This window comes from Pseudomonas sp. PvP027, from assembly GCF_017833005.1.
Classification (GTDB): Bacteria; Pseudomonadota; Gammaproteobacteria; order Pseudomonadales; family Pseudomonadaceae; genus Aquipseudomonas; species Aquipseudomonas congelans.
Map to the genome: position 1 here is coordinate 3959317 of NZ_JAFIBK010000001.1, position 14930 is coordinate 3974246.

Here is a 14930-nt window from a genome sequence, read left to right on the forward strand (position 1 = left end):
TCGATGAAACTCAATGATCTGAGTCCAGCGCCGGGTTCCCGTCGCGAAAAGCATCGTCCGGGCCGTGGTATCGGTAGTGGTTTGGGCAAGACCGGTGGCCGTGGCCACAAAGGTCAAAGCTCCCGCTCCGGTGGCACTATTGCTCCGGGCTTTGAGGGCGGCCAACAGCCGCTGCATCGTCGCCTGCCGAAATTCGGTTTCGTTTCCCTGAAGGCCATGGACCGCGCAGAAGTGCGTCTGTCCGAGCTGGCTAAAGTGGAAGGCGACATCGTAACTGTGCAGTCCCTGAAAGATGCCAACGTGATTAACCAGAACGTTCAGCGTGTGAAAATCATGCTGTCGGGCGAAGTTACTCGCGCTGTCACTATCAAGGGTATCGCCGCCACCAAAGGTGCGCGTGCGGCTATCGAAGCAGCTGGCGGCAAGTTCGAGGAATAAATGGCTAAGCAAGGTGCTCTCTCAGCGCTCGGCAAAGGCGGTATGTCTGAACTCTGGGCTCGTCTGCGTTTTCTGTTCCTGGCGATTATCGTCTACCGAATAGGCGCACACATCCCGGTTCCAGGTATCAACCCGGACCGACTCGCAGAACTGTTTCGACAGAATGAGGGGACCATTCTTAGCTTGTTCAACATGTTTTCCGGCGGCGCGCTGGAACGGATGAGCATCTTTGCACTGGGGATCATGCCGTACATTTCGGCATCGATCATCATGCAGCTGATGACCGCCGTCAGCCCGCAGCTGGAGCAGTTGAAGAAGGAAGGTGAAGCTGGCCGTCGCAAGATAAGCCAGTACACCCGCTATGGCACCGTTGTCCTGGCTCTGGTCCAAGCTATCGGCATGTCCGTTGGTCTGGCGAGTCAGGGCGTAGCGTTTTCTGTGGACCTGGGTTTCCACTTTGTGGCCGTAACTACCTTCGTGGCAGGTGCGATGTTCATGATGTGGCTGGGCGAGCAGATCACCGAGCGCGGTGTCGGCAACGGTATCTCGATGTTGATTTTCGCAGGTATCGTCGCCGGTCTTCCGAGAGCAATAGGGCAGTCTTTCGAGTCTGCACGTCAGGGTGATATCAATATCTTCGCTCTGGTTGCAATCGGTTTGCTGGCGGTAGCGATCATCGGTTTTGTGGTGTTCATTGAGCGTGGTCAGCGTCGTATCGCTGTTCACTACGCCAAGCGTCAGCAGGGCCGCAAGGTCTTCGCTGCGCAGACCAGCCACTTGCCGCTGAAAGTGAACATGGCTGGTGTTATACCGGCCATTTTCGCGAGCAGCATTTTGCTGTTCCCGGCTTCGTTGGGGTCCTGGTTCGGTCAGTCTGAAGGTCTGGGCTGGTTGCAGGACATCTCGCAGTCGATCGCTCCTGGTCAGCCGTTGAATATTCTGCTGTTTAGTGCAGGGATTATTTTCTTCTGCTTCTTCTATACGGCGTTGATGTTCAATCCGAAAGACGTAGCGGAAAACCTGAAGAAGTCCGGTGCCTTTATTCCGGGTATTCGTCCAGGCGAGCAGTCGGCGCGCTATATTGATGGCGTTTTGACTCGCTTGACCATGTTCGGTGCTCTATATATGACGGCCGTGTGTCTGCTTCCCCAGTTCCTGGTGGTCGCGGCAAACGTACCGTTCTACCTTGGCGGGACCTCGTTGCTGATCGTGGTCGTGGTTGTGATGGACTTTATGTCGCAAGTGCAATCTCACCTCGTTTCGCACCAGTATGAATCCCTGATGAAGAAAGCCAACCTGAAGGGCTACGGTGGCAGCGGCGGTATGCTGCGCTGAAGCACCCCTAAGGTTCGAGGAGTTGGTGATGAAAGTTCGTGCATCGGTGAAAAAGCTGTGCCGTAACTGCAAGATTATCCGCCGCGAAGGTGTGGTTCGAGTAATTTGCAGCGCGGAACCACGTCATAAGCAGCGCCAAGGCTGATTGTGATTTGTGCTTAAGCCCAGCAGCTAGTGCGCTGCTGGGTTGATTATTTGTTACTACAGCGATATTATCTCGCGCCCTATTTCTTGGCTTCCGGGGCGTAGGTAGCTGTCAATTGGAGTCCCACTGAATGGCCCGTATTGCAGGCGTTAACATTCCAGATAACAAGCATACTGTTATCTCGTTGACCTACATCTATGGTGTTGGTCGCACCACCGCACAGAAAATTTGTGCAACCACCGGCGTAAATCCGGCGGTGAAAATCAAAGATCTGAGCGACGAGCAGATTGAACAGCTGCGTGGCGAAGTGGCGAAGTTCACCACTGAAGGTGACCTGCGTCGCGAAATCAACATGAAAATCAAGCGCTTGATGGACCTGGGCTGCTACCGCGGTCTGCGTCATCGTCGTGGTCTTCCAGTGCGCGGTCAGCGTACCAAGACCAACGCGCGTACTCGCAAAGGTCCGCGTAAGCCGATCCGCAAGTAATCGCACCAGCGCAACGACAGGAATTTAGTCATGGCAAAACCTGCTGCTCGTCCTCGTAAAAAAGTTAAAAAGACAGTGGTTGATGGCATCGCCCACATCCACGCGTCGTTTAACAACACAATCGTCACCATTACCGATCGTCAAGGTAACGCTCTTTCGTGGGCTACCTCCGGCGGTTCGGGTTTCCGTGGTTCGCGCAAGTCCACCCCGTTCGCTGCTCAAGTAGCTGCTGAACGTGCTGGTCAAGCTGCGCTGGAGTACGGTCTGAAGAACCTCGACGTCAATGTCAAGGGTCCAGGCCCAGGTCGTGAATCCGCTGTCCGTGCATTGAACGGCTGTGGCTATAAGATCGCCAGCATCACCGACGTGACGCCAATCCCGCACAACGGGTGCCGTCCGCCGAAGAAGCGCCGCGTGTAATCCAGGAGACTGTAAGAAATGGCTCGTTACATTGGTCCAAAATGCAAACTTGCTCGTCGTGAAGGCACCGATCTCTTTCTGAAGAGCGGCGTTCGCGCTATCGAATCCAAGTGCAACATCGAAGCAGCTCCAGGTATCCACGGCCAACGTCGTGGTCGCCAGTCCGATTACGGTACTCAGCTGCGTGAAAAGCAAAAAGTCCGTCGTATCTACGGCGTTCTCGAGCGTCAGTTCAGCGGCTACTACAAAGAAGCCGCCGGCAAGAAAGGTGCAACAGGCGAGAACCTGCTGCAACTGCTCGAATGCCGTCTGGACAACGTTGTATACCGCATGGGCTTCGGCTCGACGCGTGCAGAATCCCGTCAATTGGTTTCGCACAAGTCGGTCAGCGTAAACGGCAAAACCGTTAACGTTCCTTCTTATCAGGTTCGTGCTGGCGACGTTGTTGCTATCCGCGAAAAAGCTAAGAATCAGCTGCGTATTGTCCAGGCTCTCGATCTGTGTGCCCAACGTGGCCGCGTAGAATGGGTAGAAGTAGACACTGAGAAGAAATCGGGCGTTTTCAAGAACGTTCCAGCTCGCAGTGATCTATCCGCCGACATCAACGAAAGCCTGATTGTCGAGCTCTACTCCAAGTAAGGGCTAGAAAATAGGTGCATCCATGCAGATTTCGGTAAATGAGTTCCTGACACCCCGCCACATTGATGTGCAGGTTGTCAGTCCAACCCGCGCCAAAATCACTCTCGAGCCTCTCGAGCGTGGTTTCGGCCATACCCTGGGCAACGCGCTTCGCCGCATTTTGTTGTCCTCCATGCCCGGCTGTGCAGTAGTCGAGGCCGAGATTGACGGTGTACTCCATGAGTACAGCGCCATCGAAGGTGTACAGGAAGACGTCATTGAAATCCTGTTGAACCTTAAAGGTCTGGCTATCAAGCTGCACGGTCGAGACGAAGTTACGCTGACCTTGTCGAAGAAGGGTTCGGGGGTGGTTACCGCTGCCGATATTCAGCTGGATCATGATGTCGAGATCGTTAACCCCGATCACGTAATCGCTAACCTGGCGTCTAACGGCGTCTTGAACATGAAGCTCACCGTAGCTCGTGGTCGTGGTTATGAGCCGGCAGACTCGCGTCAAAGCGATGAAGACGAAAGCCGCAGCATTGGTCGCTTGCAGCTTGACTCTTCGTTCAGCCCGGTTCGCCGTATCGCATACGTGGTGGAAAACGCCCGTGTCGAACAGCGTACTAACCTGGACAAGCTGGTTATTGATCTGGAAACCAACGGTACTCTGGACCCTGAAGAGGCTATCCGTCGCGCTGCAACCATCCTGCAACAGCAGTTGGCTGCGTTCGTGGACCTCAAAGGCGACAGCGAACCAGTGGTAATCGAACAGGAAGACGAGATCGATCCGATCCTGCTTCGTCCGGTTGACGATTTGGAACTGACCGTGCGTTCGGCCAACTGCCTTAAGGCGGAGAACATCTACTACATCGGCGATCTGATTCAGCGCACCGAAGTAGAGCTGTTGAAGACTCCGAACCTGGGCAAGAAATCCTTGACCGAGATCAAGGACGTTCTGGCTTCTCGTGGTCTCTCCCTCGGCATGCGCCTCGACAACTGGCCGCCGGCAAGTCTTAAGAAGGACGACAAGGCTACGGCCTGATCGTCGTAATCACCGAACGCGAGTTTGGTAAGGAATGAACCATGCGTCATCGTAAAAGTGGACGTCACCTGAGCCGTACCAGCTCTCACCGCAAAGCCATGTTCCAAAACATGGCGGTGTCGCTGTTCGAGCACGAGCTGATCAAAACTACCCTGCCGAAAGCCAAGGAACTGCGCCGCGTTGCCGAGCCGCTGATCACCCTGGCCAAGGAAGACAGCGTTGCCAACCGTCGTCTGGCTTTCGACCGTACTCGTTCGAAAGAAATCGTCGGCAAGCTGTTCAACGATCTGGGCAAGCGCTATGCAACCCGTCAGGGCGGCTACCTGCGCATCCTCAAGTGCGGTTTCCGCGCTGGCGACAACGCGCCAATGGCGTACGTCGAGTTGGTTGATCGTCCTGTCGGTGGCTCTGTAGAAGCCGCTGAATAAGACATCAGTTTGAACAGAAAACCGGGCCTAGTGCCCGGTTTTTTGTTTTCCGGAATTAAGAATTGCTATCGATAGTCATGATTTAATGAATTCGACGTTGCAATAGCTTTCAACAATACTTTCTCTCAAGCCGATCAACCGGCCATACACAGCAGAGGAAGATGTAGATGAGCCAGAAGACCCTTACGACCGCCAGCGGTGCTCCAGTCGCAGACAATCAGAACTCCCGTTCGGCAGGCCCGCGTGGTCCTCTACTACTCGATGATTTCCATCTGATCGAAAAGCTGGCCCACTTCAACCGTGAAAACATCCCGGAGCGTCGCGTGCACGCCAAAGGATCGGGTGCTCATGGTACGTTCACCGTGACCCGCGATATCAGCCAATACACCAGCGCCAAGCTGTTCGATACGGTCGGTAAGCAGACGCCGATTTTCCTGCGCTTCTCCACCGTAGGCGGTGAGCGTGGTTCGGCTGACACCGAGCGTGACCCACGCGGCTTTGCGATCAAGTTCTACACCGAAGAAGGTAACTGGGACATCGTGGGCAACAACACCCCCGTGTTCTTTATCCGTGACCCTCTGAAATTCCCTGACTTCATTCACACCCAGAAGCGCCTGCCGCAAACCAATCTGAAAAGCCCTCAGATGATGTGGGATTTCTGGTCGCACTCGCCTGAGGCGCTGCACCAGGTCACCATTCTGTTCTCCGATCGTGGCATTCCGGACGGCTACCGCCACATGCACGGCTTCGGTAGCCACACCTACAGCCTCATCAGCGCTGCAGGCGAGCGTCATTGGGTGAAGTGGCATTACAAGACCCGCCAGGGTATCAAGAACCTCGCACCTGCAGAGGCTGCGCGGATTGCCGGTACTGATCCCGATTACGCTCAGCGCGATCTGTTCACTGCCATCGAGAAGGGCGACTTCCCCAAGTGGCAGGTGTGCATTCAGCTGATGAGCGAGGCTCAGGCTGCGAATCATCATGAAAACCCGTTCGACGTGACCAAGACCTGGTCGCAGAAAGAATACCCGCTGATCGAGGTGGGCGAGCTGGAGTTGAACCGTAACCCTCTCAACTACTTTGCCGAAGTTGAGCAGGCTGCATTTGGCCCGAGCAACATGGTGCCAGGCGTTGGTCTTTCGCCAGACCGTATGCTGCAAGGGCGTGTATTTGCCTATGCTGATGCGCATCGCTACCGCGTGGGTACCAATCACCAGCAGTTGCCTATCAATGCGCCCAAGAGTCCGGTGCACAGCTATCAGCGTGACGGGTCGATGGCCTTCGGCACCAATGGCGGTGCGGCGCCAAACTATGAGCCCAACAGCTATTCGGATGCGCCGAAAGAGGATTCGCGCTACGCAGAGCCTGCGTTGTCTCTGAGCGGTGCCGCAGATCGTCATGATCATCGGGTAGACGGTGATTACTACAGTCAGGCAGGCAAGTTGTTCAACCTGATGAGCGCCGATCAGAAATCGCTGTTGATCAGCAACATTGCCGGAGCAATGGCAGGCGTTTCCAGTGATGTCGTGCAACGTCAGTTGCAGCATTTCTACAAAGCTGACCCTGCTTATGGCGAGGGCATCGCCAGCGCATTGGGCTTAAAACTGGGCTGAGTCGAAGTGAGAAACAGAACCGCCCTCATTTGGGCGGTTTTTCGCTTCTTAACGGCGTAATTTCGCCACTTTTCGTCGGTTTATTGCGTTTTTCTAAGTGACCTTGCGCGGCGCTTGGTTCAAACTATCGGCTTTGAAGCAGGAGTCTGGTGCGATGCAAGGCCACCCGGAAGTAATCGATTATCTCAACACGTTGCTCACGGGCGAACTGGCAGCTCGTGACCAGTATTTCGTTCACTCACGCATGTACGAAGACTGGGGCTTTTCGAAGCTCTACGAGCGTATCAATCATGAGATGGAAGAAGAGGCGCAACACGCTGATGCGTTGATGCGTCGTATCCTCATGCTCGAAGGCACGCCGCGCATGCGCCCGGACGACCTCGACGTCGGCACCACAGTGCCTGAGATGCTCGCCAGCGATCTGCGCCTCGAATACAAGGTACGTGCTGCCCTGTGCAAGGGTATCGAGCTCTGTGAGCTGCACAGCGACTACGTTACCCGCGAAATCCTGCGCGTGCAGTTGGCTGATACGGAAGAAGATCATACCTACTGGCTTGAACAGCAGATGGGTCTGATCAAGTCCATCGGCCTGCAGAACTATCTGCAATCGCAGTTCTGATTCAGCCGCTCATAAAAAAGCTCCTGCACTTGCGTGACAGGAGCTTTTTTGTATCCGGGTTCGACTGACGGCGAACCCGTTTTCTTCACCCGAGTCAGGCTTTGTCTCTGATCAACAGAGGCTTCAGGTAATGACCGGTGTAGGACTGTTCCATCTCGGCGACCTGCTCAGGCGTGCCGGTCGCAATGATCTGCCCACCTCTCGAACCGCCTTCCGGGCCCAGATCCACCAGCCAGTCGGCCGTCTTGATCACATCCAGGTTGTGCTCGATCACCACCACGGTATTGCCGTGGTCGCGGAGGCGATGCAGTACATCCAGCAACTGTTGAATATCCGCAAAGTGCAGGCCTGTGGTCGGTTCGTCGAGGATGTACAGCGTCTTGCCGGTGTCGCGCTTTGACAGTTCTCGCGACAGCTTGACCCGCTGCGCCTCTCCGCCTGACAAGGTCGTCGCCGATTGCCCCAGCTTGATATAGGAAAGCCCTACATCCATCAGGGTTTGCAGCTTGCGCGCCAGTGCCGGAACGGCGTCGAAGAATTCACGCGCTTCCTCGATGGTCATCTCCAGCACTTCGTGGACGTTCTTGCCCTTGTACTTGACCTCAAGCGTTTCGCGGTTGTAACGCTTGCTCTTGCACACATCGCAGGGCACGTAGATGTCCGGCAAAAAGTGCATCTCGACCTTGATCAGCCCGTCACCCTGGCACGCCTCGCAGCGGCCGCCCTTGACGTTGAACGAGAACCGCCCCGGACCGTAGCCCCGCGAGCGTGATTCCGGAACCCCGGCGAATAGTTCGCGAATCGGCGTGAACAGCCCGGTGTAGGTCGCTGGATTGGAGCGCGGCGTACGACCGATAGGGCTCTGGTCGATGTCCACCACCTTGTCCAGGTGCTGTAGGCCGTTGATGCTGTCGTGGGTCGCCGCTTCCAGCGTCGTGGCACCGTTCAGTGCCGTGGCGCTCAGCGGGAACAGCGTGTTGTTGATCAGCGTCGACTTGCCTGATCCGGACACACCCGTCACACAGGTCAGCAGACCGATGGGGATTTCGAGATTGACGTTTTGCAGGTTATTGCCACGCGCACCCTTGAGAGTCAGCGAGAGCTTTTTGTTACGCGGGGTGCGCTTGGCAGGAACGGCAATCTTCACGCGGCCCGACAGGTATTTGCCGGTCAGCGAGTCGGGATGCGACATCACCTCGTCCGGCGTACCTTCGGCAACGATATGACCACCATGCACGCCGGCCCCGGGGCCAATGTCGACCACGTAGTCAGCCAGACGAATCGCGTCTTCATCGTGCTCGACCACAATCACCGTATTGCCGATGTCGCGCAGGTGCTTGAGCGTACCCAGCAAGCGATCGTTGTCGCGTTGGTGCAGACCGATTGACGGCTCATCGAGGATGTACATCACCCCGACCAGGCCCGCACCAATCTGGCTGGCCAGACGAATACGCTGTGCTTCGCCGCCGGACAGGGTGTCCGCGCTACGGTCCAGGGTCAGGTAGTCCAGGCCCACGTTGACCAGAAACTGCAGACGCTCGCGAATTTCCTTGAGGATCTTGTCGGCGATCTCGCCACGTCGTCCGGTCAGCTTGAGTGTTTCGAAGTAATGCGTCGCGTCGCCAATCGGCAGATTGGTGACTGCAGGCAGAGTCTTTTCACCTACCCACACATGGCGCGCTTCACGACGCAGACGAGTGCCTCGGCAGTCAGGGCAGGGCTGCGTGCCCAGGAACTTGGCGAGCTCTTCGCGGACCGTGGCCGATTCGGTTTCCCGATAGCGACGCTCCAGATTCGGCACGATGCCTTCGAACGGGTGCGCGCGCTTGACGATATCGCCGCGGTCATTCAGGTAGCGGAAGTCGACACTCTGCGAGCCACTGCCGTTGAGCAGGATCTTCTGCATGTCGGCCGGGATCTGCTTGAACGGCATTTCCAGGCTGAAGCCATAGTGCTTGGAGAGCGAGCCGAGCATCTGGAAGTAATAGACGTTACGCCTGTCCCAGCCTCGTATCGCGCCTTCGGCAAGCGTCAGTTCGGCATTCACCAGCCGCTTGATATCGAAGAACTGCTTCACGCCCAGGCCGTCACAGGTCGGGCAGGCGCCAGCCGGGTTGTTGAAGGAGAACAGCTTCGGCTCCAGTTCGCTGATCGCATGGCCACAGATCGGGCAGGCGAAGCGGGCGGAGAAAATCACTTCCTCGCCCGGCTCGTCGTCCATCGGCGCAACCAGGGCGATACCGTCGGCCAGCTTCAGGGCGGTTTCAAAGGACTCGGCCAGACGCTGCTGCAGGTCGGCGCGGACCTTGAAACGGTCAACGACCACATCGATCGAGTGCTTCTTCTGCTTGTCCAGCTTCGGCAGCTCATCCAGCTCGCACAGCTTGCCGTTGACTCGCGCCCGGACAAAGCCCTGCGCGCGCAGCTCTTCAAAAACCGAAAGATGCTCACCCTTGCGCTCGCGGATAACCGGCGCAAGCAGCATCAATTTGCTGCCCTCCGGCTGGGTCAGCACCAGGTCGACCATCTGGCTGACCGTCTGGGCTTCCAGCGGGATATCGTGGTCCGGGCAGCGAGGCTGGCCGACGCGCGCATACAAAAGACGCAGGTAGTCGTAAATTTCGGTGATCGTACCCACGGTCGAGCGCGGGTTATGTGAAGTAGACTTCTGCTCGATGGAAATCGCCGGCGACAGACCTTCGATGGTGTCGACGTCCGGTTTTTCCATCATCGACAGAAACTGGCGGGCATAGGCCGACAGCGATTCGACATAGCGGCGTTGCCCTTCGGCGTACAGCGTATCGAAAGCCAGCGAAGACTTGCCTGAGCCGGAGAGCCCGGTGATAACGATCAGTTTGTCGCGGGGAAGTGTCAGGTCAATATTTTTCAGGTTGTGGGTTCGTGCCCCACGTATCAGGATCTTGTCCACTGCGGCCTCGCTTGGCGGGCATAAACGACGGAGTATACGGCTCCGAGCCATCACGCGGCAAAGCGTCGCGTATGTGCTGTACAACGATGGGACTGGTAGAATCGCCGCCGGTTCACACGAGGTTATTCCATGCACGATACCCACAGCGAGCGTATGAGTAGCGGCGAGACCCGCGCAGCAGGCGGTCTGGCCCTGGTGTTCGCGTTCCGCATGCTTGGCATGTTCATGGTCTTGCCGGTTCTGGCAACCTACGGCATGGACTTGGCAGGCGCGAGCCCTGCACTGATCGGTCTGGCGATTGGCGCCTACGGTCTGACCCAGGCTGTATTGCAGATACCGTTCGGGATCATTTCCGACCGTATCGGCCGGCGACCGGTCATTTATTTCGGCCTGATCATTTTTGCGATCGGCAGCGTGGTGGCAGCGAATGCGGATTCGATCTGGGGAATCATTGCCGGACGTATCCTGCAGGGGGCTGGCGCTATTTCCGCGGCGGTCATGGCGCTGCTCTCCGACCTGACCCGCGAACAGCACCGCACCAAGGCCATGGCCATGATCGGCATGACCATCGGTCTGTCGTTCGCCATCGCCATGGTCGTCGGCCCGGTGATCACTGGCATGTTCGGTCTTTCCGGGCTGTTTCTGGCCACCGGCGGCATGGCCTTGATAGGTGTTCTCATCGTCGCCTACGTGGTGCCCAAGGCCAGCGGGGCATTAATGCACCGCGAATCCGGCGTCGCCAAGCAGGCGCTGGGGGCGACGTTGCGTCATCCGGACCTGCTGCGCCTGGATTTGGGTATCTTCGTGTTGCATGCGATGCTCATGTCCAGCTTCGTGGCTTTGCCGCTGGCGCTGGTCGAAAAAGCCGGTTTGCCCAAGGAACAACACTGGTGGGTCTACCTGACCGCCTTGCTGGTTTCCTTCTTCGCGATGATCCCGTTCATCATCTATGGCGAGAAGAAACGTCAAATGAAGCGCGTTCTGCTGGGCGCCGTCACAGTTTTGATGCTGGCTGAGCTATTCTTCTGGGCATACGGGGACACGTTGCGGGCACTGGTCATCGGGACAGTGGTATTCTTCACCGCGTTCAACCTGCTGGAAGCCTCCTTGCCGTCGCTGATCAGCAAGGTTTCACCGGCCGGCGGAAAAGGCACGGCAATGGGAGTTTATTCCACCAGCCAGTTTCTTGGATCGGCCGCAGGTGGGATACTGGGCGGCTGGTTGTTCCAGCACGGTGGGCTCGATGTGGTGTTCCTGGGTGGTGCAGCCATGGCCGCCGTCTGGCTCGCCTTCGCAGTGACCATGCGAGAACCGCCTTACGTGACCAGCCTACGTCTGCCGTTGTCGCCGCAGGCGCAGCGTGAAGCAGGCCTGGCAGAGCGTTTGATGTCCGTAGCAGGCGTGACAGATGCAGTGGTGGTTGCGGAAGAGGCAGCCATCTACATAAAACTCGACACAAAATTATTGGATCGTGCCTCTCTCGAAAAGCTGGTCAATCCAGCGTCAGAAGCGTGCGAAGCCTAGGAGAACGTTATGGCCCGTGGGGTTAACAAAGTCATATTGGTCGGTACATGCGGCCAGGATCCCGAAGTTCGCTACTTGCCTAACGGTAACGCCGTGACCAACCTGAGTCTGGCAACCAGCGAACAGTGGACTGACAAGCAGTCCGGTCAGAAAGTCGAAAAGACCGAATGGCACCGTGTATCGATGTTCGGCAAGGTCGCCGAAATCGCCGGCGAATACCTGCGCAAGGGTTCGCAGGTCTACATCGAAGGCAAGCTGCAGACCCGCGAGTGGGAAAAAGACGGTATCAAGCGCTACACCACTGAAATCGTCGTCGACATGCAGGGCACCATGCAACTGCTGGGTGGCCGTCCACAGGGCGACGCTCAACAAGGTCAGGGCGGTGGTGGCAACTACAACCAGTCCGCACCTCGTCCACAGCAGTCGCGTCCACAACAGTCGGCGCCGCAGCAGTCTGCACCTCAGCAGAACTACAACCAGCAGCCGCCACAACAGCGCGACTCGCGTCCAGCGCCGCAACAACAAGCGCCGCAGCCGGCTGCTGATTTCGACAGCTTTGATGATGATATTCCGTTCTAGGATATAGCTGGAGCCTGCTGTTCAGGTCCAGAGCCGGAGCCCCCGTTTATCGGGGGCTTCGTCGTTTTAAGGTGTCAGAAAGCGCTGAACCACGCTGGCTGTACTGCTGCCGTGAAAAAATCCGCTGTGCACCTAAAGCCGCGCATCCTTCTGCGTTTGCGCGTTTTCGAAACAATGCGCGATCACCCAGCTCGCCGGCTTCACCTCACCTCGCGGGCCAAATGCCAATGCCCGTTGTGCCAGCGGCCCGTTGCTGGCCGTGGCGCCGGCAACATGCGGGCTGTCCCATACACCCCATGTGATAACCGTCGACACCGAGCGCGTGGCAAGGATCAGCTCCAGATAGCGCTTATAGGTTTGCGCGACTGTTCCATCGCGTTCTGTAATGGACCCCGTCAAGTGGCTGTCGTCGACGTCCAGTTCCGTGATGTGGATCGACAACCCCATATCCCGCACTGCCAGAATAAAGCGGGAAAGGCCCGGACCAAATGTGTCGCCCGCACGCAGGTGGGACTGAATGCCAAGGCCGTGTATCGGAATGTCCCGCTGTTTGAGTCCACGCAGCATGGCGAGCACGGCAGTGCGTCGGCTTTCGCCGTAATGGGTATCCTTTTCCAGGCCGTAATCGTTATAGCAGAGCAGGGCGTCCGGGTCGGCCTTGTGCGCAGCCTCGAAGGCTATGTCCAGATAGCGGGGCCCGAGCATCTGATACCAGAATGAATTGCGCAGCCCGTCAGGCTGACCATCCTCCAACTGAATGGCTTCGTTGACGACGTCCCATGCGCTGATAAGGCCGCGATAATGGCTGGCGACTGTACTGATGTGAGCCGTCAGCACCGCTTCGGCGTTCGTCGTGGTGACGGTGTGGTGAACCCAGTCGGGTAAAGAGCGATGCCAGCAGAAAGTGTGCCCGCGCATACGCTGGTCATGCGCTTTGGCAAACGCCGCGATTGCGTCGGCAGGCGCGAAGTTGTAACGCTCTGGTTCGGGGTGGAGGGTCTGCCACTTCAAGGCATTTTCCGGGACCAGGATGCTGGCCTGACGGGCGACCAGTTGCCGATAGGCCGCATTGTCATTCAGCTTTGCCGGCTCAACCGCAAAGCCGAACCTGATGCCTTTCTCGGCTGCAGGCTGGCGCAACGCGGTAAAGGTTTCTGCCGCCAGCAGCCTGCTGCTGACGAAGGGCAGGCACGCCAGCAGGCGGACAAACGCAGTCAGAAAACTGCGTCGACTAGCCCGGCGCATTACGCACCAAAAATCCCCATCAATTCCTCACGGCCTACCATCACCGTCATCGAGCCTTGCTTCTGCTCGCCTTCAATCGTGCACAACAACCCGGCCTCCCGGCAGATCACTGCGCCCGCTGCGATGTCCCACAGGCTGGTGAATTTCTCCATGTAGCCGTCTGTCTGCCCCAAAGCGGCGAACGCCAGGCCGATGGTGGCGCAGCGATAACCAGCAAGGCCCCAGCCCTGTCGGCGCAGGCTCAGGTGCAGTTTGCCCATCTCTTCGGCATCCCAGCGGGTATTTTCACCGACGCCAGCGATGCGCAGGTGCTCGGGTGGTTGTGGGCGGACGAAGGGGACGCCGTTGCGCAGTAAGCCATCGCCCGTGCGGGCTGCCAGGGTGTAGCCCAGTGCCGGGTAGGCGACGACGCCGATTTCGGGCTCGCCTGCCGACATGTACGCCACCGCGATTCCCCAGAGTGGGGTGCCGCGCAGGTAGTTGCCGGTGCCGTCGATGGGGTCGATGACCCAGCCATCGGTGATGAATTCGCCGCCCATCTCTTCGCCGAGGATTGTATCGTCGGGGAAGTGTTTGCTCAGTTCTGCACGCAGCAGTTGTTCCACTTCAAAGTCGGCGCGGGAGACGAGGTCTTGCGCGCTTTTGGTGGTGATGTCGAGGGTGTGGCGGTCGTTAAAATACGCCATGGCCAGGCCAGTGGCCTTCTCTACGGCTTGCATGGCGACGCTGAGTCGGTTGTTCATTGCAGACAGCCTCCGTTCGGCAGGTTCAACAGGTCCGGGTAATCACTGAGAATCGACTGTGCGCCATGTTCCAGCAGGTAGCGCGCACGTTTCGGGCTGTTGATGGTAGCCACGGCGAATTCGACGCCGCTGCTTTTCAGGCGGACAAGGTGATGGTCATCGAGCATATCGTCAAGTACGTGAAGTATTCGGCAGTCATATTCGGCCAACAGCGCAACCGGGTCGGCAGGCGCAACTACGCAGGCGATAGCCAGCGGTACGTCGTTCCACAAGCGGCGGGCGGCAGTGAGCGAGCGCACCGAAAAGCTGGAGACGAACAACCGATCATTGTCGGCGGGCCACAGATTTTTGAGGATCGGCATCACCACTTCAGCCGTCTCGATATCGTCGCCAATGGTCGGCTTGAGTTCGACCTGCAAACCCAGGTTCAGGCGCAGCGCACAGGCCACGATCTCTTCAAAAGTCGGGACCTGCAGGCCGGCGAATTCAGGCGCGAACCAACTGCCCGCGTCCAGCATGCGGATAGCTTTCAGCTCATGCAGCACGACGGCGCCGCGACCGTTGGTAGTGCGGTCCAGCAAGTCGTCATGAATCACGATCGGCTGGCCATCACGGGTCAGCTTCACGTCGATTTCGACCCACTCGGCGCCGCATGCGGCAGCTTTTTCCAGGGCCAGCAGAGTGTTTTCCGGCACGTAAGCTTTGGCACCGCGATGGGCAATCAGGGACGAGCGGACGAGGGGAGCAGGTTTGAGCATGGCG

Annotated in this window: 16 protein-coding genes; 12 read left to right on the forward strand and 4 right to left on the reverse strand. The window is 57.7% G+C overall.

Annotation, left to right across the window (positions count from 1 at the left end; genetic code table 11):
• Positions 1-3 precede the first annotated feature (3 nt).
• The 10 genes from rplO (at position 4) to bfr (ending at position 7148) form a co-directional block, all read left to right on the forward strand.
• A complete protein-coding gene (rplO, locus tag JOE33_RS17015) occupies positions 4-438 on the forward strand; it encodes a 50S ribosomal protein L15 (protein WP_002555470.1) in 435 nt (144 codons plus the stop codon).
• Positions 439-1773, forward strand: a complete 1335-nt coding sequence (gene secY, locus JOE33_RS17020; RefSeq protein ID WP_187624878.1) for a preprotein translocase subunit SecY — start codon at positions 439-441, stop codon at positions 1771-1773.
• Between the two features lie 28 nt (positions 1774-1801).
• Positions 1802-1918, forward strand: a complete 117-nt coding sequence (rpmJ, locus tag JOE33_RS17025) for a 50S ribosomal protein L36 (protein ID WP_002555468.1) — start codon at positions 1802-1804, stop codon at positions 1916-1918.
• 130 nt (positions 1919-2048) lie between these two features.
• Entirely contained in the window at positions 2049-2405 is a 357-nt protein-coding gene (gene rpsM / locus JOE33_RS17030; protein ID WP_002555467.1) for a 30S ribosomal protein S13, read from the forward strand.
• 30 nt (positions 2406-2435) lie between these two features.
• A complete protein-coding gene (gene rpsK / locus JOE33_RS17035) occupies positions 2436-2825 on the forward strand; it encodes a 30S ribosomal protein S11 (protein WP_002555466.1) in 390 nt (129 codons plus the stop codon).
• Between the two features lie 18 nt (positions 2826-2843).
• Positions 2844-3464: a 30S ribosomal protein S4 gene (gene rpsD, locus JOE33_RS17040; protein WP_002555465.1), complete on the forward strand. Its 621-nt coding sequence runs from the start codon at positions 2844-2846 to the stop codon at positions 3462-3464.
• Positions 3465-3486: 22 nt separating this feature from the next.
• Positions 3487-4488, forward strand: a complete 1002-nt coding sequence (gene rpoA / locus JOE33_RS17045) for a DNA-directed RNA polymerase subunit alpha (RefSeq protein ID WP_002555464.1) — start codon at positions 3487-3489, stop codon at positions 4486-4488.
• 41 nt (positions 4489-4529) lie between these two features.
• The gene (gene rplQ / locus JOE33_RS17050) at positions 4530-4916 is read left to right on the forward strand and encodes a 50S ribosomal protein L17 (RefSeq protein ID WP_002555463.1); all 387 of its coding nucleotides are present in this window, start codon (positions 4530-4532) and stop codon (positions 4914-4916) included.
• Positions 4917-5083: 167 nt separating this feature from the next.
• Positions 5084-6529, forward strand: coding sequence for a catalase (locus JOE33_RS17055; RefSeq protein ID WP_074594962.1), 1446 nt, complete (start codon positions 5084-5086; stop codon positions 6527-6529).
• 154 nt (positions 6530-6683) lie between these two features.
• Entirely contained in the window at positions 6684-7148 is a 465-nt protein-coding gene (bfr, locus tag JOE33_RS17060) for a bacterioferritin (RefSeq protein WP_003317095.1), read from the forward strand.
• A gap of 94 nt (positions 7149-7242) precedes the next feature.
• On the opposite strand, the gene uvrA is transcribed toward bfr, so the two are convergent.
• Entirely contained in the window at positions 7243-10077 is a 2835-nt protein-coding gene (gene uvrA, locus JOE33_RS17065; protein ID WP_010438214.1) for an excinuclease ABC subunit UvrA, read from the reverse strand.
• Between the two features lie 129 nt (positions 10078-10206).
• Between uvrA and JOE33_RS17070 the strand changes: the two genes are divergently transcribed.
• Both JOE33_RS17070 and JOE33_RS17075 read left to right on the forward strand, forming a co-directional pair.
• A complete protein-coding gene (locus JOE33_RS17070; RefSeq protein WP_003426593.1) occupies positions 10207-11601 on the forward strand; it encodes an MFS transporter in 1395 nt (464 codons plus the stop codon).
• A gap of 9 nt (positions 11602-11610) precedes the next feature.
• On the forward strand, positions 11611-12180 hold the full coding sequence (locus tag JOE33_RS17075; RefSeq protein ID WP_003426596.1) for a single-stranded DNA-binding protein: 570 nt from the start codon (positions 11611-11613) through the stop codon (positions 12178-12180).
• Between the two features lie 132 nt (positions 12181-12312).
• On the opposite strand, the gene JOE33_RS17080 is transcribed toward JOE33_RS17075, so the two are convergent.
• The 3 genes from JOE33_RS17080 to JOE33_RS17090 are packed head-to-tail and all read right to left on the reverse strand — an operon-like array spanning position 12313 to position 14926.
• Positions 12313-13425, reverse strand: a complete 1113-nt coding sequence (locus JOE33_RS17080) for an endo-1,4-beta-xylanase (RefSeq protein WP_187624879.1) — start codon at positions 13423-13425, stop codon at positions 12313-12315.
• A complete protein-coding gene (locus JOE33_RS17085; protein WP_003317091.1) occupies positions 13425-14168 on the reverse strand; it encodes an inositol monophosphatase family protein in 744 nt (247 codons plus the stop codon). Before JOE33_RS17085 ends, JOE33_RS17080 begins: the two co-directional genes overlap by 1 nt.
• Positions 14165-14926 carry a glycerophosphoryl diester phosphodiesterase gene (locus JOE33_RS17090; protein WP_010438227.1) on the reverse strand — a complete coding sequence of 254 codons (762 nt, stop codon included), beginning with the start codon at positions 14924-14926 and terminating at the stop codon, positions 14165-14167. The genes JOE33_RS17085 and JOE33_RS17090 overlap by 4 nt, the downstream gene beginning before the upstream one ends.
• Positions 14927-14930: the final 4 nt, after the last annotated feature.